The organism is Arthrobacter sp. 05T442 (genome assembly GCF_056395945.1).
The window spans coordinates 1-21,580 of the sequence record NZ_JBFTKM010000003.1 but is presented as its reverse complement, the minus strand read 5'-3'; the positions used below and the strand labels follow the sequence as shown (position 1 = coordinate 21,580).

Annotated in this window: 21 protein-coding genes and 1 pseudogene; 13 read left to right on the top strand and 9 right to left on the bottom strand. The window is 66.7% G+C overall.

What is annotated here, in order from left to right; genetic code table 11:
- Window positions 1–143: 143 nt before the first annotated feature.
- The 4 genes and pseudogenes from AC1DES_RS04710 to AC1DES_RS04695 form a co-directional block, all read right to left on the bottom strand.
- Window positions 144–1,139, bottom strand: coding sequence for an alpha/beta hydrolase family protein (locus AC1DES_RS04710; RefSeq protein WP_476894528.1), 996 nt, complete (start codon window positions 1,137–1,139; stop codon window positions 144–146).
- Window positions 1,140–1,246: 107 nt separating this feature from the next.
- Entirely contained in the window at window positions 1,247–2,623 is a 1,377-nt protein-coding gene (locus AC1DES_RS04705) for an FAD-binding oxidoreductase (protein WP_476894527.1), read from the bottom strand.
- 317 nt (window positions 2,624–2,940) lie between these two features.
- Window positions 2,941–3,565: pseudogene (locus AC1DES_RS04700) on the bottom strand (alkaline phosphatase D family protein); the annotation flags it as partial.
- Window positions 3,541–3,903, bottom strand: coding sequence for an SLAC1 family transporter (locus AC1DES_RS04695; RefSeq protein WP_476894526.1), 363 nt, complete (start codon window positions 3,901–3,903; stop codon window positions 3,541–3,543). The gene AC1DES_RS04695 and the pseudogene AC1DES_RS04700, both read right to left, overlap by 25 nt.
- 32 nt (window positions 3,904–3,935) lie before the next feature.
- Between AC1DES_RS04695 and AC1DES_RS04690 the strand changes: the two genes are divergently transcribed.
- From AC1DES_RS04690 to AC1DES_RS04660, 7 genes are read left to right on the top strand one after another with little or no spacing between them, the layout of a single operon-like run.
- A complete protein-coding gene (locus AC1DES_RS04690; protein ID WP_476894525.1) occupies window positions 3,936–4,202 on the top strand; it encodes a hypothetical protein in 267 nt (88 codons plus the stop codon).
- A gap of 42 nt (window positions 4,203–4,244) precedes the next feature.
- Window positions 4,245–5,594: an ABC transporter substrate-binding protein gene (locus tag AC1DES_RS04685; RefSeq protein WP_476894524.1), complete on the top strand. Its 1,350-nt coding sequence runs from the start codon at window positions 4,245–4,247 to the stop codon at window positions 5,592–5,594.
- Window positions 5,594–6,487 carry a carbohydrate ABC transporter permease gene (locus AC1DES_RS04680; RefSeq protein WP_476894523.1) on the top strand — a complete coding sequence of 298 codons (894 nt, stop codon included), beginning with the start codon at window positions 5,594–5,596 and terminating at the stop codon, window positions 6,485–6,487. The genes AC1DES_RS04685 and AC1DES_RS04680 overlap by 1 nt, the downstream gene beginning before the upstream one ends.
- The gene (locus AC1DES_RS04675) at window positions 6,484–7,326 is read left to right on the top strand and encodes a carbohydrate ABC transporter permease (protein WP_476894522.1); all 843 of its coding nucleotides are present in this window, start codon (window positions 6,484–6,486) and stop codon (window positions 7,324–7,326) included. Before AC1DES_RS04680 ends, AC1DES_RS04675 begins: the two co-directional genes overlap by 4 nt.
- Before the next feature lie 49 nt (window positions 7,327–7,375).
- Entirely contained in the window at window positions 7,376–8,458 is a 1,083-nt protein-coding gene (locus AC1DES_RS04670) for an ABC transporter ATP-binding protein (protein WP_476894521.1), read from the top strand.
- Window positions 8,455–9,810 carry a glucosylglycerate hydrolase gene (ggh, locus tag AC1DES_RS04665; protein ID WP_476894520.1) on the top strand — a complete coding sequence of 452 codons (1,356 nt, stop codon included), beginning with the start codon at window positions 8,455–8,457 and terminating at the stop codon, window positions 9,808–9,810. Before AC1DES_RS04670 ends, ggh begins: the two co-directional genes overlap by 4 nt.
- A 26-nt stretch (window positions 9,811–9,836) precedes the next feature.
- Entirely contained in the window at window positions 9,837–11,021 is a 1,185-nt protein-coding gene (locus AC1DES_RS04660) for an ROK family protein (RefSeq protein ID WP_476894519.1), read from the top strand.
- 184 nt (window positions 11,022–11,205) lie between these two features.
- Here AC1DES_RS04660 and AC1DES_RS04655 read toward each other — a convergent pair whose 3' ends face one another.
- The 3 genes from AC1DES_RS04655 to AC1DES_RS04645 all read right to left on the bottom strand — a co-directional run bounded on the left by AC1DES_RS04655 (window position 11,206) and on the right by AC1DES_RS04645 (window position 12,323).
- On the bottom strand, window positions 11,206–11,346 hold the full coding sequence (locus tag AC1DES_RS04655) for a type II toxin-antitoxin system Phd/YefM family antitoxin (RefSeq protein ID WP_476894518.1): 141 nt from the start codon (window positions 11,344–11,346) through the stop codon (window positions 11,206–11,208).
- A 127-nt stretch (window positions 11,347–11,473) separates the two neighbouring features.
- The gene (locus AC1DES_RS04650; RefSeq protein ID WP_476894517.1) at window positions 11,474–11,875 is read right to left on the bottom strand and encodes a VOC family protein; all 402 of its coding nucleotides are present in this window, start codon (window positions 11,873–11,875) and stop codon (window positions 11,474–11,476) included.
- A 10-nt stretch (window positions 11,876–11,885) separates the two neighbouring features.
- Window positions 11,886–12,323 carry a helix-turn-helix transcriptional regulator gene (locus tag AC1DES_RS04645; protein ID WP_476894516.1) on the bottom strand — a complete coding sequence of 146 codons (438 nt, stop codon included), beginning with the start codon at window positions 12,321–12,323 and terminating at the stop codon, window positions 11,886–11,888.
- Window positions 12,324–12,579: 256 nt separating this feature from the next.
- On the opposite strand from AC1DES_RS04645, the gene AC1DES_RS04640 reads away from it, so the two are divergent.
- Entirely contained in the window at window positions 12,580–12,783 is a 204-nt protein-coding gene (locus tag AC1DES_RS04640; protein ID WP_024365339.1) for a cold-shock protein, read from the top strand.
- A 274-nt stretch (window positions 12,784–13,057) separates the two neighbouring features.
- Here AC1DES_RS04640 and AC1DES_RS04635 read toward each other — a convergent pair whose 3' ends face one another.
- The gene (locus AC1DES_RS04635) at window positions 13,058–14,854 is read right to left on the bottom strand and encodes an SARP family transcriptional regulator (protein ID WP_476894515.1); all 1,797 of its coding nucleotides are present in this window, start codon (window positions 14,852–14,854) and stop codon (window positions 13,058–13,060) included.
- A gap of 117 nt (window positions 14,855–14,971) precedes the next feature.
- Between AC1DES_RS04635 and AC1DES_RS04630 the strand changes: the two genes are divergently transcribed.
- The 3 genes from AC1DES_RS04630 (at window position 14,972) to AC1DES_RS04620 (ending at window position 17,519) form a co-directional block, all read left to right on the top strand.
- Window positions 14,972–15,166: a hypothetical protein gene (locus tag AC1DES_RS04630; RefSeq protein ID WP_476894514.1), complete on the top strand. Its 195-nt coding sequence runs from the start codon at window positions 14,972–14,974 to the stop codon at window positions 15,164–15,166.
- 169 nt (window positions 15,167–15,335) lie between these two features.
- Window positions 15,336–15,803 (top strand): hypothetical protein, encoded by a 468-nt coding sequence (locus AC1DES_RS04625; protein WP_476894513.1) that lies wholly within the window; start codon window positions 15,336–15,338, stop codon window positions 15,801–15,803.
- A 93-nt stretch (window positions 15,804–15,896) separates the two neighbouring features.
- Entirely contained in the window at window positions 15,897–17,519 is a 1,623-nt protein-coding gene (locus AC1DES_RS04620) for an alkaline phosphatase D family protein (protein WP_476894512.1), read from the top strand.
- Between the two features lie 170 nt (window positions 17,520–17,689).
- On the opposite strand, the gene AC1DES_RS04615 is transcribed toward AC1DES_RS04620, so the two are convergent.
- Window positions 17,690–18,583, bottom strand: coding sequence for a glucose 1-dehydrogenase (locus tag AC1DES_RS04615; RefSeq protein ID WP_476894511.1), 894 nt, complete (start codon window positions 18,581–18,583; stop codon window positions 17,690–17,692).
- Window positions 18,584–18,797: 214 nt separating this feature from the next.
- On the opposite strand from AC1DES_RS04615, the gene AC1DES_RS04610 reads away from it, so the two are divergent.
- Window positions 18,798–20,051 (top strand): plasmid pRiA4b ORF-3 family protein, encoded by a 1,254-nt coding sequence (locus tag AC1DES_RS04610; RefSeq protein WP_476894510.1) that lies wholly within the window; start codon window positions 18,798–18,800, stop codon window positions 20,049–20,051.
- A gap of 179 nt (window positions 20,052–20,230) precedes the next feature.
- The gene (locus AC1DES_RS04605) at window positions 20,231–20,950 is read left to right on the top strand and encodes a DUF4386 domain-containing protein (RefSeq protein ID WP_476894509.1); all 720 of its coding nucleotides are present in this window, start codon (window positions 20,231–20,233) and stop codon (window positions 20,948–20,950) included.
- Window positions 20,951–21,580 lie beyond the last annotated feature (630 nt).

The following is a 21,580-nucleotide window of genomic DNA, read 5'->3' as shown; positions in this document are numbered from 1 at the left end:
CGTGTCCTTGAGCGGTGCGTGCTGAGGGCTAATGCCTAAGGTACATGCGACCACAGACATCCTGTGGAGGAGAAGTCGAGGGTCCTTTTTATTGCAGGGCGGCCAGGGCAGTATCCCTGCCACGACGCGTCCCATGGGGCTCGTCAGAGCGGAGACACCGTTAAATTCATTACCTCTCCCAGCCAGGCGAGGATCGTTTCCAGGCTTTCGGGGTCGAGATGTGTGTCCGGTTCGTTGTATCCGTTCCCTGGTGACGCGGCCACGTCGGCCGGGCTGCGGGTATCTTCCTTGAACACGTGATTCGCGTGCGGCGGGAATGCGAACGTCACGTTCGTCATCCCGGCGGCGGTTTCCTGGAGAGGGTCCCCGTCGGCGTGTTCGTCGATCTGCACGTCTCTCCCGCCGATCAATACCAGGGTGGGGATCTGCACGTTCCTGAGCGAGTCGCAGGTGGACTCGGCCCACAGCTCACGGGCGAGCGGCAGATTCGCCGGAGCCTCGAAGCTCGCGAGCACCATCTTCACATTGTCCGGCAAGCCAGGATCGGGATTCATCGGCTGTCCAGCCGCGTAACGCGCAGCGGCTTCCTCGACCTTGGGCATCAGCTCGGCCCCACCAGGGACCTGGGCGGACTGACGCGTCAATTGGGACAGCAGCACAGCCTGTATCGGGCGTCCGGGTGGGGCAGCGAGCACGATCCCGACGAAGGGAATTTCCTGGGCACTGGTGGCGTAGTGGAGCACATGGAGGGCTCCCTCGCTGTTGCCGAGCCCGGCAATCCTGGAGGAGTCAATGTAGTCCAACCCGGCGAGCACCTGAACGGCCGCGACCAGCTCATCCAGATGCGACTGCATGCTGAGTTTTCCGATGAGCTTCCGGACGTTCTCCATCGCGTGCGGGCCGGTCACCCGCTTGTCATAGCGCAGAGATGCGATACTGGCCCGGGCAAACGCCTCCGCGAAGAGCCGCCCGCTGCCGTTCGTGCCGGGAAGCAGCGGCGAACACCAATCCCGGTCAGTAGGGCCGCTGCCCGCGACGAGGACCACCGCCGGGAACGGCCCGTCGCCGTCGGGCCGGACAACCGTCCCCTCCATCGTGATGCCATCCAGCTGCCAGGACACGTCGCCAGAGTTCGCCATGCTCACAGTTTCACAGCGAAGCACGAACGGGACAACCGTTCTCATCCTTCACTGCGGCCGAGGCGCGGTGGCGCACCTAACCCGCCAACACCAGCTTGTACGAAGTGTCAGCCTGCAGGCTTGATGTTTTGGTTGATGTGGAAGAGGTTGCCGGGATCGTACTTGGCCTTGACTTTAGCGAGGCGGGCGTAGTTCCCCGCGTAGGTGTCCTCGATGTGTGACTGGTCGTCGGCGTCGAGGAAGTTCACGTAGCCCGCACCGGATCCGAGGGGGTGGAGCTCGGCAGAGTAGTCGCGCACCCACTTCGTATTGGCCTCATTGTGGGCCGGATCCTCCCAATGGCAGGCAATGTCCACTGCGAAGTTGACGTCGCGGTACGGGAACGCGGTCTCGTCCCGCCCGACCCGCTGGACGGCACCGTTAATTGGGTAGAAGTGGTTGGCCGTCTGGACGCTCGGAATGGCCGCGCCGAACTTCTCAGCGACACGGACGACGTCGTCGGTTAGGCGGGGCAGGAACTCTGATTTCCAATAGGCCTGCAGGCCCTTGGGATACATGGGGTCGAAGAGCGTGTTGAGAACCGTATAGGGAAGGGGGCCCAGGAATGAGCCGGCGACGGGCGCAACGTCAAGGAACGGCTGCCATTGACGCTCCCCCTCGTTGTGGGGGCCTGCCCAGCCGCCCACCAGCACCACCACGGGCTTCCCGTGATACTCCTCAGGCAGGAAGGGGACCGGCGGTCCCTGATGGAAGCCCAGGAACACCCCCATTTCCTCCGGTGCGGTAGCGATGTAATCACGGTAGAGCCGTGCCACCGCGTCGGCGTGCTCCAGAAGGTAAATGATCACTCCGCCATAGAGAACATCCACGGGGTGAAGGTTGAACTCAAAGGACGTCACGACGCCGAAGTTGCCGGTCCCGCCGCGAAGCGCCCAGAAGAGGTCCTCATTTTGCGTGTTGCTGGCGACGAGAAACTTCCCTTCGGCGGTCACCACGTCCGCGGATTTCAGATTGTCGCACGACAGCCCGTACTTGCGGGCGAGGTAGCCGATGCCTCCGCCGAGAGTCAGTCCAGCAACACCCGTTGATCCAATGATGCCTCCGGTGGTGGCAAGGCCGAATGCGCACGTGGCGTAGTTGAAGTCCGCCCATGTCACTCCGGCTTCGGCCCGTGCTGTCCCATTAGCAGGATCCACGCGCACGCCCCGGCAGCCTGTGAAGTCGATGACGAGGCCGCCGTCGCAGGTCCCGAACCCGGGCGCGCTGTGGCCGCCACCGCGCAGCGCCAGGTCCAAGCCGGTGTCACGCGCGAAATTCACGCCTGCAATGACATCCGCGACTTGCGACACGCGCAGAATGGCCGCAGGGTGCTTGTCGATCATTCCGTTGAAAACGGCCCGCGCGGTGTCGTAGTCCGCCTCATCGCTCGTGATGACCCGGCCCCGTACTTTCTCCTGGAGGGCCTGGAAAGAGCTGTTGTCCATCGTGTACTCCGATTCACCCCGGCGGGCATGCCCGGGCAACTGGGCGCGGCCGCTGCGGTCGTGCCGGTGATTGGCTAAGCAGCCGATGGGGCCCTGAATCTTGGAGGGCAAAAGCCTATGCCGCAGGCTTCCACAGCGGCGGCGACCGGATGCACCTTGGCAACGCAGCACCGTAGCCGGTTTGCCTTGGCGTGATTCAGAGACGAGGTTCGCCCTCGTCCCAACGGATTACAGCACGGCTACTCGTAAATTACTCCGGCCCCAAACGGCGGTCAATAACCTGTTGCGCGGCTCCCGCCTTGTCCGTTCGTTCGCCTTCACCGGCCGGCGATGTTCCCGGCGATGTGCTGCGCCATGTATTCGGCGTCGCGGCCGACACCCGCCACGATGGACGAGCCGTGCCCGGTCAGCCACGGCAGCCCGATGGCGTACAGGCCCGGCTGTTCGGTGACGCCGCGGTGGTGCCGGGGGTCGTTCCATTCGTCCAGTACTAGGATGTCCAGGATGCTGAAGCCCAGCCGGTAGCCCGTGGCCCAGAGGATCGACGTAACGAGCGACGCAGGGTCCTTGTAGTCCACCTTGACGTGGTTGGCCCGGTTGCAGCGCACGTCGCCGGTCAGAACCAGACGTTGCGCGCTTTCGCGTCCACCCAGCCCTGCGTGCTCCGGCGTCGCGACGCGGCGTAGCCGTCCCACCCGGCCATGGAGACGTCGTCATCTCCGGCGCCTGGTTGCTGTCCCGCTCGGCAAAGAACACCTGCTGGCCCAGGCTGTCCCAGCCCTGGGTGGAGCTCTCGAACCCGTCCAGCAGCCACTTCTCCTGCTCCGCGCCGATGATAGTGCGATCCTCGGCCAGGCGTTCGGCCATGCTCTTCCTCCAGCCGTCGCCGGCGAGCTCCTGCACTGACGGGGTGTCCATCATGTGGAAGTTGGCCAGCTGGCCTCACTGCAGCTGCCGGCATCCCCCAGGCGCACGCCGAGCACATTCGTTCCGGCGATGAAGGTGAAGAAGCCGAACGCCCGACCGGGATCCAGGAAGTCGCGGCGCATGTCGGCGCGGAACCTGGCCAGCCGCACCAGGCTGAGAACCAGGATCACGGCGTAGGAGAGCCCGCACACCACAAGGAGTGCGGCTGAGAGTGCGTCAAAGCCCTCGAGCTCGAGACCCACCGAGATGATCCCGCTGGCCATAGTGAGGGCGAAGTACCCCGGCGTGAGGGTCTGCACCGCTTGTGAGACGCGGGAACCGAGGGGGTTGCCTTTCACAGGGGCAGTCGTCATGGCACCCAGCTTAGGGCTTGCTGATTCCGCCTATGCCTCAGGCTGCCCCGCCTGAATCCCGCCCCCAGTGGCTCACCCTGGGCAGCATCGCGGAGCGCCAGCGCCGCCTGGACCAACACTGCGTGGGTCAGGACCTGGTGATAGTTGCCAAGAAGGGCGCCGGTGGCCGGCTCGGCTTCTTCGCTGAATATGCCCAAGGGACCGCCGACTCCCAGCAGCGCCTCAAACAGTTCCGCGGCGCCGTCGAACCTTCCCCGAATGTGTTCCTTGACACACTCCACCTTTTGTCTCACTATTAGACGAAAGGTGACGCAGAGGCGCGCGCCTGATTGGAGTAGTCAATGAACGACAACTTTTCACCGCCCCTCCACAGCCGCCCGTCGCGGCGCAGCGTATTGATGGCGGGCCTGGGAACAGCCCTTTCCCTCCCTTTCCTCTCCGCGTGTGCCGGCTTTGACACCAGCGGCGCCACCGCCGGCGAAGGCACCGTGGGCTTCCTGTCCACCCAGTTCACCCCGGTTGAGGAGAAGCAGCGCTACGAGGCCGTCCTGAAGAAATTCGTGAAGGTCCCGGTGGCGTACAACTCCGTTGATCCGGGAGTCTTCGCCTCCACCGTCAAGTCCCAGGCCGACGCCGGCAACGTGCGCACCGCCCTGCTCGGCGGACTCCACGGTGAACTCGCACCCCTGGCCGGTTCCCTCGAGGACGTGGACCACCTTGTCAGCGACCTGGCCGACCGTGGCTTCACCAAAGAAGTCCTGGACCTGGCCAAAGCGGGCGGCGGCGCCACCAAATACGTCCCCTGGATGCAGGCCACGTACATCGTCGCCATCAACAAGAAAGCCCTGGAATGGCTGCCCAGCGGCGTGGACGTCAACGACCTCACCTACGAGGGCTACCTCGCGTGGGCCAAAGCCGCCAAGAAAGGCGCCGGGCGCCCTGTCTTCGGAATGCCCGCGGGGCCCAAGGGGCTGCACCACCGCTTCTACCAGGGCTTCCTGCTCCCGAGCTTCACCGGGGGACAGATCACCACGTTCCGCAACCCCGACGCCGCCACTGCCTGGAACTACATGAAGGACCTCTGGGACAATATGGCCCCGGCGTCCACCAACTACAACGCCATGCAGGAACCGCTGACCAGCGGGGAAGTGCTGGTGGCCTGGGACCACGTGGCCCGGCTGGTTGGCGCCCCGGCCGCCAAACCCGAGGACTGGCTCATGGTCCCCGCGCCGCGCGGACCCAAGGGGCGCGGCTACATGCTGATCGTCGCCGGCCTGGCTCTTCCCACAGGCGGGAAGGAACGTGCCCGGGCCGAGCAGGCCATCCGGGCCCTGACCGAGCCGCTGGTTCAGGTGGAAACCCTGCGCAGCAACGCGTTTTTCCCCGTGGTGCAGACAGAGCTCCCGACAGACCTGTCCGGGGCGATCGCGCTCGAGGCGGCTGCGGTCAAGCGCCAGCAGCGCTCGGCCGGGGCGCTCCTGGCCCTGCCGCCCGTGGGCCTTGGGTCCAAGGAGGGCGAGGTCTCGCAGATCTTCAAGAACTGCTTCCAGGAAATCTGCCTGGACGGCTCCGGCGTGCAGCCCGTTCTGGACCGCCAGGCGACCCAGCTGAACACCATCATGAAGGCTCTGAACGTCCCGTGCTGGGCTCCTGATCCCGTCTCCACCGGCTCGAATTGCGAGGTAGCGTAATGACGATCGATTCTCCGCCGGTCACGCAGACGGTCCGGGTGGTGCCCCGGCGGCGCCGGATGTCCCCGGCCCTCTGGCTGATCGCACCGTCCATCGTGTTCATGGCCCTGCTGCTGGGGTGGCCCGTCATCCAGGGCGTCCTCCAGGCGTTCCAGGACGGCGGGGGATTCACCCTGGACTTCGTCAACCGCATGGTCCAGGACCCCTACTTCTGGCCGGCGGTCCGCAACACCGGCCTGCTGATCCTCGTGATGATCCCGCTTCAGTTCGGCTTCGCCATCGGCATGGCCCTGCTGCTGCGCTCCAGCCCGCGGCTGCATAAAGTCCACTTCTTTGTCTGGGCCATACCCCTGGCCCTGAGCGACCTCGCCGCAGGCCTTGTCTGGCTGTCCATCTTCAACGACCGCGGCTACCTCAACTCCTTCCTCAGCGGCCTGGGCATCCACGGCATCTCGTGGCTGGCCTACGACAACCAGACCACCATGTTCATCTGCGTCCTCGTCGCTGAAGTGTGGAGGTCGACGTCGCTGGTACTGGTCATCGTCGTCGCCGGCCTCCAGGGCGTCCCCAAGGACTACGACGAGGCGGCGCAGGTGTTCGGCGCCGGATTCTGGCAGCGCCTGCGCCACGTCACCCTTCCCCTGCTGAAACCCAGCCTCCAGGTGGCGCTGATCCTCCGGACCATCCTGGCCTTCCAGACCTTCGCCGTGGCCCAGGCGCTGACCGGGCAGAACTTCCCCCTCGTCGTCGGCGAAACCTACCGCTGGTACACCGGCCTGCAGAACCCGAACGTGGCCGCGGCCCTGGCACTCGTCATCCTGGTGGCGTCGATGCTGACCTCGGTCTTCTACCTGCGGGCACTCCGCGAGAAAGGGCAGGGAAGTACACGATGAGCACAGCCACAGTTGACACCGCACCCCTCCAACGGCAGAAGCGCAACCGGATCTACCTCCAGGTCGCCTGCGTCGCCATCTCGTTGTTCATGCTGGCGCCGATCTACCTGATCTCCCTGGCGGCGCTTTCCACGCGGGAATCCCTGAACCAGTTCCCGCTCAGCCTGCTGCCGACGAACATCTCCTTCGAGACGCTGGGCGGGTTCCTCTCCTCCACAGGCATCTTCGGTGCCCTGGGCAACTCGCTGATCGTCGGCGTAGGGACGCTGCTGCTTTCGGCCCTGATCGGGGTCCCGGGCGGCTACGCGCTCGCCCGGTTCGCCTTCCCCGGCAAGGACCCCTACCAGCTGTTCCTGCTGTTCACCCGGGCCCTGCCCATCGTGGTGCTCTCGGTTCCGCTGGCCCGGCTCTTCCTCACCGCCGGCATCTACGACACAACGTACGGCGTGATCCTGCTGCACACCTCCCTGGCGCTGCCCACCACCATCCTCATCTCGGCGAGTGTGTTCCTGAACGTCCCGGTGGACCTGGAGGAGGCAGCCCGGATCTTCGGCTGCACCCCGTTCGGCGCGTTCATCCGGGTGGTCATGCCCATGGCGCTTCCCGGCCTGGCCGCCGCGTCCATCTTCACCTTCGTGATGTCCTGGAACGAGGTCCTGGGCGCCTCCATCCTGACGCTGGACCACCGCACCCTCCCGGCGCAGGTCCTGACCTCGCTGTCCGACTCCCCGCTGGCCTACCGCTTCGCGGGCGGCTTCGCCATGGTCATCCCGTCGATCATCTTCATCGCGCTGATGCGCCGGTATCTGACGAACATGTGGGGCTCAACGATCCGCTGAGCCGTGCCCCCCCAAACTTCCCCGCACCATCTGCAAAAAGGAAACGACCATGGCCGACATCGCCATCTCACACCTTGTAAAGACCTATCCCGGAGGCAAGGAACGCGCCACCGACGACGTCTCCCTGGACATCAGCGACGGCGACTTCACCGTCCTGCTGGGCCCGTCCGGCTGCGGCAAGACCACCCTGCTGCGGATGCTGGCCGGGCTGGAATTCCCGGACTCCGGCTCCATCTCGGTGGGCGGCCGCGACGTCACCTACCTGCCGCCGAACAAACGCAACATGTCCATGGTCTTCCAGTCCTACGCCGTGTTCCCGCACCGGAACGTCCGGTACAACATCGGCTTCGGGCTGCTCATGGCGAAAAAAACGCCCGAGGAGATCGCGCGGAAAGTCGCGTGGGCCGCGGACCTGCTCCAGCTCAGCCCGTACCTGGACCGGCTCCCGGCCCAGCTCTCCGGCGGCCAGCGCCAGCGCGTGGCGGTGGCACGCGCCATCGTGATGGACGCCGACGTGCTCCTGATGGATGAGCCGCTCTCCAACCTGGACGCCCTGCTGCGCCTGACGTTCCGCTCCGAACTCAAGAAGATCGTCCAGGACCTCGGCACCACCACCGTGTACGTCACGCACGATCAAAGCGAGGCCCTCTCCCTGGGCGACCAGGTGGCAGTGATGCGCAAGGGCAGCATCGCCCAGCTCGGGAACCCCCTGGACGTCTACGACGCCCCGGCGGACCGGTTCGTGGGCGGCTTCATCGGATCGCCGCCCATGAACTTCATCAACGCGGCCGTGTCCGACGACGGCGACACGCTCTTTGTGGGGGAACAGCGGCTCCGTGCCCCTTCGATCCTGCGGTCCTTCGCCAACAACGACGTCGTCCTTGGCGTCCGGGCAGAGAACGTTGCCGTGGACTCCACCAGGTCCTCCGGCGACATCCCCGCCACCGTGCTGGTGGTGGAACCCATGGGCTCCACCGTGCTGCTCACCGTGGACGTCGACGGCCAGAGCATCAAGGTCCAGGCCCCGCCGACGTTCAGGACCGAGCCACACCAGAGAATCTGGCTGACCTTTTCCCCGCACACCATGCGCTTCTATGACGGCGCAACGTCAATGGCACTGGAGGCCAAATGAACACCGCTCCCCACGTCAGCATCGACGACCTTCAGAAGGCGGCCGAGGACGTCCTGAAGCTCAACGACCTGGGCACCATGACCACCGCGGCGCCCAACCTCTACCCCCACATGTGGAGCTGGGACGCGGCGTTCGTGGCCATCGGGCTGGCACGGGTCAATGTCCCGCGGGCCATCACTGAACTCCGCACCCTGCTCGCCGCCCAGTGGTCCACCGGAATGATCCCGCACATCGTCTTCAGCGAGAACAGCACCGACTACTTCCCCGGCTTCGACCGCTGGGGCACGGAAGCGGCCGCCGCCCGGCCGGCAGGCGTGAAGAGCAGCGGCATCTGCCAGCCTCCGGTCCACGCCATTGCGCTGCGCCACATTGTGGACCGCGGGCGTGAGAACGGCGGCGCCGACCAGGACGCGGCCGAGTCCTTCCTGCGCGAATCATTCGACGGCTGGCTCGCGTGGCACCGGTGGCTGGCAACTGTCCGGGACCCCGACAATGTCGGGCTGATCGAGATCCACCACGGCTGGGAGTCCGGCTTCGATAATTCCCCGCGGTGGGACGGCCCCTACGCCCGGGTCCAGCCCGGCGCCGTACCCGCCTTCACCCGCCGGGACACCCTGCACGTGGCCGACGCCAGTGAACGGCCCGACAACGCCGAATACACCAAATACCTGTGGCTCGTCCAGCAGATGGCCTCTGTCGGCTACGACGACAAAGCCATCCAGGACATTGTGGACTTCCGGGTGCGGGACGTGTTCTTCTCGGGGATCATGGCGGCCTCGAGCGATGTCCTGGCCGGCCTCGCCGAGGACATGGGGCGCAGCGCCGACGCCGAGGAACTGCGCGGGTTCGCGTGCCGCTTCCGCGACGGCGTGGCCGCCACCATCGACCCCGGCACCGGCCTGGCCCGCGACTACGACGTCCTGGCCCGGGAATGGATTTCCACCGACACGGTCTCCGGCTTCGCCCCGCTGGTGGCCGGCGGCGATGACAGCGTGCTTGCAGCGCAGCGGAATATCCTGGTGGGTCCGGACTGGATGGGGTGCCCCGGACTGCGGTTCCCGCTGCCGCCGTCGACCTCCCCGTCCAGCCCGGCGTTCCGCCCCCGAACCTACTGGCGCGGACCGGTCTGGCCTTTCCTGAACCTCCTGCTCGGCTGGGCCTGCCACCGGGACGGACAGAACGAGCTGTACGAAACGCTCCGGTCCGCCTCCCTGCTCCAGCTCGCGGACCTGCAGTTCGGCGAATACTACGAGCCGTTCACGGGCGAACCGCTGGGCAGCCTGAACCAGGCCTGGACCGCCGCGGCCGCCCTGGAATGGATCGGCGGCAGCCCCGGCGGCGGCCTCCGGTAGGATGGCAATCCGAAACAGGAGGGTCCATGTCAGCCGAACGCGTACCGGCTAAGCTCAGCGGGGCCGCCTCCCACGGCCACCTCCTGGACCTGATCCGGTCAACCGGCGGACTGTCCCGCCAGCAGCTCCTGGCCAGCACCGGCATGTCCCGCGCCACCTTGTACGAGCGGCTGGACACGCTGATGCGGCGCAAGTTCATTTACGAGGCCGAATCCCTGGAAGCCACCGGCGGGCGGCGTTCACGCAAGATTCGCTTCGACGACCGCGGCCGTGTTGTTCTGGCCTTCGCCCTCGGCCAGACGCACGCCACGGTCGCCGTCACGGACATCGCCGGACGTCACCTGCGCTCGCGGACGCTGCAGTCCCGCATTGATGCACCCTCGGCGGCCGTCCTCGAGCCGCTGATCCGGCTCGGGGCGGAGCTGCTTGCGGAAGGTGCGGAAGGCGCGGAGGAAAGCCTCGTGGGCGTGGGGTTCAGCCTGCCGGCGCCGGTGGAGGCCGGAACGGGCCACGTGGTCCACCCGACGACGATTCCTGAATGGGAGCCGGACGCTGTGGTGGCCGCCATTTCGCGGGTCTGGCAGGTGCCGCTGATTGTGGCAAACGATGCCAGGGCCGGCGCCCTGGGCGAATGCAGCGCCGACGACGAAACGATCGTTTACGTGAAGGTCGCCACCGGCGTTGGGTGCGGTGTGGTGGTGGACGGATCAATTCTCCACGGCGCGCACGGCGCAGCCGGCGACATCGGCCACATCCTCGTCGCCTCGGACGGGCCGGTCTGCCGCTGCGGACGCCGCGGGTGCCTGGCCACCTTCAGTTCCGGTGCGGCCGTCGTCGACCAGCTCAGCGGCCACGGAGTTGCCTCCATGAGCGATGTGGTCCGCGCCGCCCTTCTGGGGGACCAGACGGTCGAGGCCGTCCTGCGCTCCGCGGCGGACGTCCTTGGGGGCGCCCTCGCCGCGACCGTCACAACGGTCAATCCGAACAGGTTGGTTCTTGGGGGAGTGATCGGCACTATCCCGGTCTTCGCGGAACAGGTGCGCGCCAGGGTTCTCCGGGACGTGGTGGACCGCATCGCCGATGGCCTTGAAGTGCTTGCGGGGGCCGAGGGTGACCACGCCGCCATTGACGGTCTCACCCGGCTGGTGGTCCGGAAAGTCTTCGCTCCGGAGGGCATCGACGCCTCCATTGTGGACTACGCCCTCAACTGATTGATCTGACGGCGTTCTGCTCAGCGGACGATCATCCCCCGCTGCCCGGGGACGAGGCGTTGAGTCCGGCGTCGACTGCTGCGGCCAGCAGTTCGGCGTCGCAGGCAACCCGGACGTCGGTCTGCAGGCGGATGGCCGCCGCGAGGTGGCCGACTGCCGGACCTGCCCTGCCAGCAGCAGCCGTTCAAAGGGGGGAGGAGGACGGAGGGATCAGGGTGGCTGCTATCTCGCCGTTGTTCGTGACATCGATGATTTCACCGTTTTTCACGCGCTCCAGAATCCTGCTGCTCTGGTTGCGCAGTTCGCGGTGCGGAATGGTTGCCATGGCTGCCTCCGTAGCAAGCGTAGCGACCATGGGCCCGTGCCGAAAGGCCGCGCCGAGGGTGTCTCCGATGCGCCCCTTTGAGGCACCCGCGGCGACATCCCCGGCGTCGTTCCTGTTTTCGTTCCCGTCAGGCCTGGTTGAACCGGACCATGTTGCCGGAAGGGTCGCGGAAGGCGCAGTCACGCGGGCCCCACGGCTGGACGATGGGTTCCTGGAGGACCTCCGCGCCGGTGGCCCGGACCGCCTCGAATGTGGCGTCAAGATCGTCGGTGCGGAACACGAGGATGGGGAGGGCGCCCTTGACGAGCAGCTGCTGGAGGGCGTCGCCGTCGTCCTGGGAGCGGCCGGCGTGCGGGACGGACAGCACCAGCTCCAGATCCGGCTGGGCCTTGCTGCCGAGGGTGACCCAGCGCTGCCCGTCCGAGCCGACGTCGTTGCGCACCTCCAGGCCGAGCACGTCCCGGTAGAACGCGAGCGACTCGTCGAGGTCATTGACGGTGATTTGTGAGTACTGCAGTGAAATGTTCATGTCTTCCACGCTATTGCAGCGGCTGCGGGGGCGCTTCTTCAATCCTGCTCGGCTTGCGCTCGGGCCTGGTACGCAGCCGGGCAATGCACGACGGCATGGCCTTCACCGCGTCGTGCTGCCGGGACCGGTACTCGCTGGGCGGAATGCCGACGATCTCGGCGAACCGTGAGCTGAACGACCCCAGCGAGGTACAGCCGACCTCCATGCAGGCATCCGTCACGCTGGCGCCGGCCCGCAGCAACGCCATGGCGCGTTCGATGCGCCGGGTCATCAGGTAGCTGTAGGGCGTCTCGCCGTAGGCCGCCTTGAACTGGCGGGAAAAATGCGCCGGGGACATGAGGGCACCAGCGGCCATGGTGGGCACATCGAGAGGCCGGGCGTAGTCGCGGTCGATCAGGTCCCGGGCCCGCCGGAGGTGCGCCAGATTGGCCAACTCCTGTGGTGTCATGCCGCCATTCTAGTTGTGCCGACGTCCCGGCGGAGGGTCCCAAATGGGGCGCGGTTGGCCCCGGCAGCCGCGGTGGTAATCCGCCACGCAAATCTCCTGTAGTGTTGATCCTGTTGTTGTGTTTATGCAGTTCGTAGTTCAGGCAGTACGCAAGGTTGCAAGACCTTGTTCTTCTGAAGCAGCGGTTTTGAGCACCCCACACAGGAGGACCCGAAAGTCGGGACTTTTCCTCCACCTTCACGAAGGACAAAAAATAATGGCTACTGGTACCGTCAAATGGTTTAACGCTGAAAAGGGCTTCGGCTTCATTTCCCCCGATGACTCCTCACAGGACGTCTTCGCACACTACTCCGCGATCGCCTCTTCCGGCTTCCGCTCACTCGAAGAGAACCAGAAGGTCTCCTTCGAAACCGAGCAGGGCCCCAAGGGTCCCCAGGCCGTAAACATCCAGGCTCTCTAAGACTTAGCTTTCAGCTAACTCTTCTGAGTCCGGAACCTTACAGGTTTCGAGCAGGGTCCGTCATTGACGGGCCCTGCTTTTGTTTAACCCAGGTGTGCGGCCCGGCCCAGGTAGGCTGCGCACCCCCTAATGTCCGTCGACGCGCAAAATACCTGTCGCTGCCGGAATTCCGCTGGCGACAGGTAATTTGCGCGTCGACAGCCGGTTTGGGCGTCGTGGGGCAGGCTGCGCGTCGAGGAACCGCCGACCGCACGCCCACTCACACCCCGCCCACTCACACGCCGTGGCGCCGGGCCAGGAACACCGCCAGCGCCGGGTTGTCGATCGCCTTCGCCAGCCACGGCACGGCCTGCGCTGCTGCCTCGTCGCCGAGAAGAGCCCGATGGGACTGCGCGCGAACGACGAACTCCCGCATTCCGCTGCGGCTGGCCATCACAGCCAGGCGTTCCACGAACTCCGCAGCCCGCGGCGAGCCCGTGGCGAGGGCGACCTCCGCCGCGGCATCCAGAAGCCGGGCCGAATACCAGAGGTACCACGGAGAGGGCTCCAGCCCCCGGTTGATCCAGTGTTCGGCGGCCGCGAGGTCGCCGTGGGCGAGGAACAGCCGGGCTTCTGCCCCGGCCGCCAGGGCCATGTAGCAGTGGTCGCCGGCGAGCTCGGCCATCACCCACGACCGGTCAATCAGCGCCGCCGCCGGGTCCAGCTGGCTGGCGGCAAGGTACGTTTCGCCCCGGAGCCCGGTGACAAACGGCTCGAACGCCGTCCAGTGTTCCTCGGCAATCCACTCCAGGGCCCGGTCCAGGCAGGCGGCCGCCCGCTCCACGTCCTCGCGGAGTAGATGAACCCGGCCGAGCAGCGCCTCGCTGAACGCCTGTTGCCGCCGGTTCCGGACCTCCTTGGCAAGCCGTCCGGATTCGGTGAACGCCGCCACCGCGTCCTCGTAGTGCGCGGTGTCCGACGCCAGCATGCCCTGGATGGCCAGGATCCTCGCCTGCTCGTCGGGGATCCCCTTGGCAGCCTGCATCGCCCGGTCCAGCCAGCCGGCCGCCCGGTCGGGGACGCCGCGCTGCACGGACAGATAGCCCAGCTCACGGTAGGCGGCAGCGGCAGTCCGGGAGACGCCGTCGGGCGCCTCGGCCGACAGCGCACGGTGCAGGAAATCGGCGACCTCGGCGCCGCGGCCGCCCGCCTGGTGGATCAGCGCCCCGGCCAGCGTCACGAGGGATTCCGCGATCAGGTGCCGGTCGGCGGTGCGCTGGGCGAGTTTGACGGCGAGCCGCAGCTGATCGAGCCCACGGTCGACGGCGCCTGCCGAGAGCGACGCGGCGCCGGCGTCGAGGTAGGAACGGACCGTGGCCACGCTCGCCGGGACCCCGGGGTCCACCGCCGGAGCTGAACCCGACAGCGCCCGACGGACTTCCGCGGGCAGGGGCAGACCGAGCTCCTGGCGGAAGAGCTCACCGCATTTGGTGACCTGCTCCCGCGCCCGCCGGTGTTCACCCAGCGCGACGAGGGCCTTCACCAGCACGGCCGTGCAGTCCACGTTGAAGGGATCCCGGCGCAGGACCTGCGAGGCGAGCTCGGCCGCTTCGCCGGGAGTGCCCGACGCCAGGGCCGTCAGCGACGCTTCATAGATCAGCGACTGGACCGAGTTCTCAAGGCGGTACCGCTGGTCCGCGAGCCAGGAATCAAACACCGGGCAGTCGGCGAAGGACAGCCCTTCCAGCAACTGCCCCTCAAGCCGCCGCGGATCGAGGCCGCCGCTCGGTGCCACGCACTCCACAGCGTCGCAGTGCCAGGGCGGGGGCAGCTCCAGCCGCAACGGATCGCCCCCAATCGATGCGCCGGCGAGGGTCCGGCGGAGCTCGGACAGGTTCCAGCGCAGGGCACCGAGGGGATCGGCGGCATCGGGAAACAGGAGGCCAGCTGTCCGGGAGCGGCCGGCGCCCTCCGTTTGCAGCGCGAGGTAGGCCAGCACCGCCCAGGCCTTGCGGCCCCTGGGCTGCGGGGGAGTAGTGCCTAGGGACTCGATCCGTGGCGGACCGAGGAGCCGGATCCAAGTCGCGGCCATACGAGCCATGTTACGCCGGGGGATGGGCGGCGTCGCAGCGGCTTCACACGCCCGCTCACACGGCCGCTGCCGAGACTGGATTCATCCAATCCGACCATCACCTGAGGTGAACCAATCATGGAACTAATCGTTGCGCTGCTCTCCGGACTCGTGCTTGTTTCCGGCGGTGCCACGTTCCGCGCAGTGCTCAAGGACGGCCACGGCCACACACCGGCGGTGCGGTCCACCGAGCCCTGGAAAGCCGGCAATCTGCCCAGCGAACCGTACTCGGCCGCGTCCAGGAGTATCCCGCCGGCGTTGTGGCTGCGGTAGGGCTGCCAGCAGCCGGCGTCCGGACGTGACGCGGGGGCGGGCCTGGACCTGACGCGGGGCGGGCCTGGACCTGACGTCGGGTCCGGTCCCGCACGCGAGTCTGGACACGGCAGCAGGGCGGTGGGATTCTGAGGCAGGCACCATCGGCGAGGGAGGCTGGTAGCAGGTCATGGACGAAGCACCGGATACGCGTCAATTACTTTCCGCCCGCATCGAACAAAAGCAACAAGCCGTCCGCGCTTTCCTGGGAAGGGAGCGGCCACGGCGGAACCGTCTCTCCAACGTCAGTGTTGTGGGCAGCGCCCTCGCCGCTTTCCTCACGGCCGGTCCGGCGTTCGGGGGCAAAGGGTTCACGGAAGGACTGCAAGGGGCCTTCTCGCTGAGCGACGATTCCGTGGTGTGGCGCGTCCTCTGCCTGGCCGCGGTGGTGTTGTCCGCCGCGGCGGCCCTGTCCACGAACCTTGCCAACTCCCACGAACTGGCGGACAAGGTCAGCGCCGCCGAGACCTGCGCGGCGCAGCTGGAGGGGCTGCAGATAGCGTTGAGCTTTGGCCGCGTGACCGTCGACGACGCCGTGCAGCTGTACCAGCAGTACACCGCCCACGTGGCGTTCGTGGACGAAGTCCCGGCCCGCTGACGACCCGCTGACCCGCCGGCCCTTCCCGCTGACGGCGGGAGCCGTTCACGCCGGCGTCGCCCGCGGTTCACCCGGACCGTCAAAGCTGAGGGCATGACTGCTTTCACCCGCCGAACCATCCTCAAAGGTGCCATGGCCGCAGCCGGTGCCGCCGCCGTCGTTCCCGGAACCCCCGCGTCGCCCGCAAACGCGGCCCCGCCATCCGGCGTCGCGCTGGTCCGGAACCGCCTGACCCTCCCGTCCGGCATCGCCACGGGCGACGTCACCGCCGATTCCGGCGTGCTGTGGTCCCGCGCGTCGGGCCCGGGCCGGCTCGTGGCCAGCCTGCTGGCCGTCGACGACGGCGGGTCCCCGCTCCGCGGCGGCCGCGCCTTCCAGCGGGTGCTGCGGGGGAGCGCCGCATCCGAGGCGACGGACTTCACCGCCAAGATCAACGCCGACGGCCTGCCGTCCGGCACACGGTTTGCCCTCACGATGCACTTCGAGGACGCAGACGGCAACGCCGGCGAAACCGTGCAGGGATCCTTCGCCACGGCACCGGACACGGGTCTTCTCAAGAGCGGCCGCGAGCCCCGCCGGCAGAGCTTCGTCTGGACCGGCGACACCGCCGGTCAGGGCTGGGGCATCAACGAGGACATCGGCGGCATGCGCGGCTACGCGGCCATGCACGCCACCCGCCCTGACTTCTTCATCCACTCCGGCGACACCATCTACGCCGACGGGCCCATCACCGCGCAGGTCACCGAGCCCGACGGGAAAATCTGGCACAACCTGGTCACCGAGGAGGTGTCCAAGGTGGCGGAGACGCTCAACGAGTTCCGCGGCCGGCACCGCTACAACATGATGGATCAGAACATCCGTGCGCTGTACGCCGAGGTGCCGGTGATCGCGCAGTGGGACGACCACGAGACCCACAACAACTGGTATCCGGGACAGATCCTCAGCGACGCCCGCTACACTGAGCGCCGCGTGGACGTCCTCGCCGCACGGGCACGCCAGGCATGGCAGGAGTACCAGCCCATCGCGGGGCTGAGCGCCGGCGGGACAGGTTTTGAACCGGCCCGGATCTACCGCAAGATCTCCCGCGGCCCGCAGCTGGACATCTTCTGCCTGGACATGCGCTCCTTCAAGGACCCCAATACGGGCGGGAAGGAACCGCAGCTCATGCATATCCTCGGCCAGGAGCAGGCGGACTGGCTCATCCGCGAGGTGAGCAAGTCCAAGGCCACGTGGAAGGTCATCGCCAACGACCTCCCGCTCGGGCTGGTGGTGCCGGACGGCCCGGTCAACGAGGAATCACTGTCCAACGGCGACGACGGCGCGCCCAGGGGCAAGGAGCTTGAGCTCGCCCGGGTGCTGTCGGCCTTCAAGCGCAACCGGGTGAAGAACGTGGTCTGGCTGACGGCCGACGTGCACTACTGCGCGGCCCACCACTACTCCCCGGAACGCGCGGCCTTCCGCGACTTCGATCCCTTCTGGGAATTCGTGGCAGGTCCCATCAACGCCGGAAGCTTCGGTCCCAACAAGTTGGACGGAACGTTCGGGCCCGAAGTGGAGTTCTTCAAGACCGGCAAGTATGCCAATGAGTCCCCGCGCAGTGGCGAGAACCAGTACTTCGGACATGTCGATCTGGGCGAGGGCGACATCTTCACCGTGAGCCTCCGGGACGCCAACGGCACGGTGCTCTGGAGGAAGGAGCTGCAGCCGGAACGGTGACGGCACGCTGGCGGTAGCTGTGGGGGAGCGGACTGTCCCCGCACGGGCGTGGCCCCTCCCGAAATTCCGGGAGGGGCCACTGGCTTGCCGGCCACTGCCTTGCCGGCGGTTGCCAGGGCCAGCCCGCATGACGCTGGCGGTTCCAGCGCTGGCGGTTCCAGCGCCGGCGGCTACGGCGTCGGCATGCCGCCATTGACGTTGAGGGTCTCACCGATCACATAGCTGGACTCGGCCGAGGCGAGGAACACGTACGCCGGAGCCAGCTCGGCCGGCTGGCCGGCACGGCCCAGCGGCGTCTCCTTGCCGAACTCCGGCAGGTCTTCCGTCGGCTGCCCGCCGCTGGCCTGGAGCGGGGTCCAGATGGGACCGGGCGCAACCGCGTTCACCCGGATGCCCTTGGGCGCGAGCTGCTGGGCCAGGCCCTTGGTGAAGTTGTTGATCGCAGCCTTCGTGGACGCGTAGTCCACCAGGGTGGCCGAGGGGCTGTGCGCCTGGATGGAGGTGGTGTTGATGATGCTCGACCCGGCCGGCAGGTGCGGCAGGGCCTCCTTGGTCAGCCAGAACATGGCGTACACATTGGTCTTGTAGGTGTGATCGAACTCGACGTCGGTGATGTCGCCGAGCGCCTCCTGCGCCACCTGTTTCCCGGCGTTGTTCACCAGGATGTCGAGGCCGCCGAGCTCCCGCACGGCTGTCTCCACCAGGTCCCGGCATACAGCCGAATCCTTCAGATCACCCGGCACCTTGACGGCCTTCCGGCCTGCTTTCTCGATCAGGTTCGCGATCCGGGCGGCGTCCTCTTCCTCCTCCGCGAGGTAGGACATCACGACGTCGGCGCCTTCGCGGGCAAAGGCGATGGCCGTTGCAGCGCCAATCCCGGAGTCCGCGCCGGTGATGAGCGCCTTGCGGCCCTCCAGCCGGCCGGTGCCGCGGTAGCTGTCCTCGCCCAGGTCTGCCTTGGGCGTCAGCTTGGCGTCCAGGCCGGGTTCGGGCTGGCTCTGCTCGGGCGGTGCGATCTGCTCGTACGCCGTGACGGGGTTCCTGAACGTGTACTGGTCAGTCATGGTGCTCCTCCGGATCATGGGGGTCTCAGCTGCTGGTGTCGCAGCCGCCCGCGTCTTAGGGCGGCCAGCGTGCACACCATACACATGCTAAGCATGCTTAGCATCCACTTTAGCCAGCGCGGCGTCTGTGGCGCAACGACAGCGGCTGCCCCGCGGCATGCCCGGGTGCGACGTCGCGACCGTCTGTTGAGGTGCTTCTGGCAAGATTGCCGGTATGCAACCCGCCACCGTCCCCGCCTACGACCTCCGCGTCAGCATCCAGGGCACCGAGCCCGAGATTTGGCGTCGTCTTCTGGTGCCGGAAACCATCACGGTCCCGGAACTGCACCGGGTGCTCCAGGCGGCCTTCGGCTGGGAGGACCGCCACCTTTTTGGCATTCGGTGTGTGGACCGGCTCGGCCAGCCCCGTGTCATCATCGGCCCCGACGACGCGGCGGAGGAGATGGGCGACGAGCCGGCTTCCGGCGTCGTGCTCTTTGAGCTCCTGGACGCCCAGCAGACCGCTCCGGTCCTGTTCGAGTACGAATACGACTTTGGCGATGCGTGGACGCACCTCTTCGAGGTGGTGGGGCCGGCCGAACTGCCCGCCGGCGCCGTGCGCTGCATCGACGGCGCCAACCGGGGCCCGGTGGAAGACTCCGGCGGAATCTACGGCTATGCGCGCCTCATTGAGTCCCTGGCCGACCCCTTGCATGAGGAGCACCAGGAGCTTTCCGAATGGTACAAGTTCGCGACGGGCCAGGACGCCAGTACCTTCGAGCCGTTCGCGTTCGACGCCGCAACGGTCAACAGCCGCTTGGACGAGCTCGCGAAACGCCTCTGGCCGGAGCCGCCCACGGACGAGGAGATCGACGCCGTCGTCCGCCCCGTGCACTGGCTGCTGACCCAGGCGGGCCCGGACGGACTGCAATTAACCCAGGACGGCTACCTCAAACCTGCCGTGGTCAGCCAGGCCGTCCGTGACCTCCGCTGGGCCTACCGCTGGCCGGGCGCGGCGAACCGCGAAAGCCAGACCGTGCCCGTTCTGATGCTGCGGCAGCAGCTGCAGGCCTGGAAGCTGCTGCGGAAGAGCAAGGGCCGACTGGTCCTGTCACCGGCCGGACGCAAGATGCGCGACGGCGGCCGTCCCCTGTGGGACTGCCTCGCCGACGCGGTGGCCTTCCCGGCGGATCAGGCGACGGCCTTTGTGACCCGGCTGGTGGTCCACTGGCTGCTTGAGGGGTCCACGCCGGATTGGGCAGAGCGGCGGCACATGATCGCGGACACCCTGAGCGCGGCGGGTTTCCGGGTGGAAGGCGGTAAACCGGTGCCCTTGGATGTAGCCCAGGACCTCTATTCGGACGTGCGCTGGATGTTGGACTGCCTGCAGCTGAAAGTCCCGGAGCGCACGTTCGGGGAAACGGCGGCCCTGACCGACGGCGGACGGAAGTTCCTCCACCAGGTCCAGAGGTTGCTCGAAGGCCCGTAAGGGGCCCCCATTCGACGCAGCGCAACCGATTCTCGCTACGGCAAGCCAAGCCCTTGACGGGTGTTCCCCCGAGCACGACACTGGGACCCAGTTGAAGGTCGGAACAATTCATGCCGCAACCGAACAACTGGGCGGGCAATCGCTCGCCCGCCATCGCGTCAACAACGGAAGGCATTCCGGTGACTTCGACGAGGAAGACCGCGCTCGTGGCAGGTATCTTCTACCTGATTACCTTTGTTTCGATCCCCACGCTCACACTGTACGGTCCCGTGAAGGGCAAGGACTTCATCATCAGCTCCACCGCCGACACTGGCGCGCTCTGGGGGTGCTTGCTCGAGGTGATCGTCGGCCTCGCGGGAATCGGCACCGCCGTCACGCTGTTCCCGGTGGTCAAGCGGCAAAACGAAGGCATGGCGCTGGGCTTTGTCGCCAGTCGCACGATTGAAGCCGCCATGATCTTCGCGGGCGTCGCGAGCATCCTTTCCCTCGTTGCCTTGCAGAAAGCCGGTGCCTCCGGAGCGGACGCGACCTCGTTGACCACTGTGGGCGATGGGCTCGTCGCGTTCTACAACGGAACGTTCCTGCTCGGACAGAGCCTCATGCCAGCCGTGAACGCTGTGTTGCTGGGGACCTTGCTGTACCGCTCGGGCCTCGTGCCGCGTGTCCTTCCCGTGCTTGGTCTCATCGGAGCGCCCCTGCAGTTCACTGCCGTCATCCTCACGATGTTCGGCGTCATCGACCGAATCTCCACCGTGACCCTGCTCGCCGCGCTCCCGGTCGCTCTTTGGGAGTTCTCGCTTGGCCTCTGGCTAGTGGTCAAGGGCTTCAGGCCGTCACCCATTACAAGCGCAATGCCCGCCACCGTCGCCACGCCCGCCAGCCGAACCGACTCCAACTAGCCCACCGTGACCATGCTGGTCTCGGCCCTTGCGCTGATAGCGACTATCGAGGGTTGGGAGAAGCTGGGTTGCTCGTGTCCAGTTGCCCGATGTGATGGCTGCAACAGCGAACGAGCCGTCCCCGCCAGCCGCAGACCTGGGGTGTGAGCCAGTACACAGCGCCCCGGTTGCGCTGAAGGTGGCCGAGGCAGGCCGTGCGGCTGTCCCTTTTCCGCGCCGTTGCGGGGTTCTGCGGGTGTGCGGTGCGTGTTGGGGGCCGATTTGTGCCGGGTCCTCCGGGCGTGTAAAGTAATTCGGGTCGCCGCCGCTGATGCGGAAAGATAGCGACCGACCCCCTTCTGAACGGCCTGGAAAATGGCGCACTTTGTGTGTGCCGGAACCGGGTGGGGGCCTTCCCGTGGGAATGTGAGTCGCAGGAATGCGGATTTGCAAAGACTTCCGGGGTCGGGTAAGTTTGGGAAGTTGCTCCGGAGCGATCTGTGACCGTGTGGTTGTGGTGGTGCCGGGTGTGTCTGTTGTTTGAGAACTCAATAGTGTGCCAAGTTTGTTGATACCAATTTATTGTATTGAATTGGTTGGATTGGCCAGGTTGCGCCACCTAAGTGGTGTGGTCTGGTTTTTACAGCTGGT